This window comes from Methanobrevibacter sp. 87.7 (assembly GCF_002208625.1).
Lineage (GTDB): Archaea > Methanobacteriota > Methanobacteria > Methanobacteriales > Methanobacteriaceae > Methanarmilla.
Window position 1 is genome coordinate 1 of sequence record NZ_MRCT01000279.1, and the last position, 1,038, is coordinate 1,038.

Below are 1,038 nucleotides of genomic sequence, written 5' to 3' on the forward strand. Positions count from 1 at the left end.
TAATTAAATCAAGCAATTTTAAATATTTTAAACTTAATTTAAACATTTTCTTTATTTTTAGATTATTCAATTTTTTTTAATTTTATAGTTATTTTGTATAATCTTTTTCATAATTTTTATTTTTTTTAGAAAAAATTTTATAAAAAAACTTAACTTTATATATAATGTAAAGATATAAATATTATCAAGTATATTGTACTTTAAAAAATAAAAAGAGAATGATTTATAAAAATTTTTATTATAAAATTGGTCGATTAAAATGGCAAAATTCTTAGGAATATTAGGTGATGATGAAGATAAAAAAATAGATCGTTTCAACCCTAATTTCATTGATGATAATATAAAAATCGGTGTAAATTATAAACGATTTTCAAAAGAGCCTATAATAGGTAAAAATGCTCTTATTAGATCTAATTCTGTTATTTACAACGATGTTGTTATTGGTGATGATTTTAGAACAGGACATAATGTTTTAATTAGAGAAAACACAACAATTGGTGACGATGTACTTATAGGTACTAATACAGTTATTGAAGGTAATTGTGTATTAGGAAATAATATTAGTATTCAATCTAATGTTTATATACCATCTAATAGTATAATAGAAGATAATGTATTTATAGGGCCATGTACTTGTTTTACTAATGATAGGTATCCTGTTAGAGTTGATTATGAACTTAAAGGACCTCAAATTAGAAGAGGTGCTTCTGTTGGTGGTAACTCTACATTTTTATCAAACTTAGAAATTGGTGAAGGTGCTATTGTTGCTGCTGGAGCAGTTGTTACAAGAAGTGTACCACCTTATTATTTAGCAATAGGTACTCCTGCTAAAATTAAACCACTTCCAGCTTCATTAAGGGTTCCAAATATGATTTAATTTTTATATTAAACTTCTATTTTTTTTTATTTTTATTTTTTCTAGTTATTTTTTTATATTCTATTTTTTTATTCTTATTTTATACTTATTTTTTTATATTCTATTTTTTTGTAGTTATTTTTTCAATAATTAGTTTTTATTTTTCAGGTTTTAATTTAGAC

1 protein-coding gene is annotated in these 1,038 nt (G+C 22.1%); it reads left to right on the forward strand.

Going from position 1 to position 1,038, the window contains the following annotated elements:
* The first annotated feature begins 259 nt into the window (after positions 1-259).
* Positions 260-877, forward strand: coding sequence for an acyltransferase (locus BGI41_RS08200; RefSeq protein WP_088540211.1), 618 nt, complete (start codon positions 260-262; stop codon positions 875-877).
* The last annotated feature ends 161 nt before the right edge of the window (positions 878-1,038 follow it).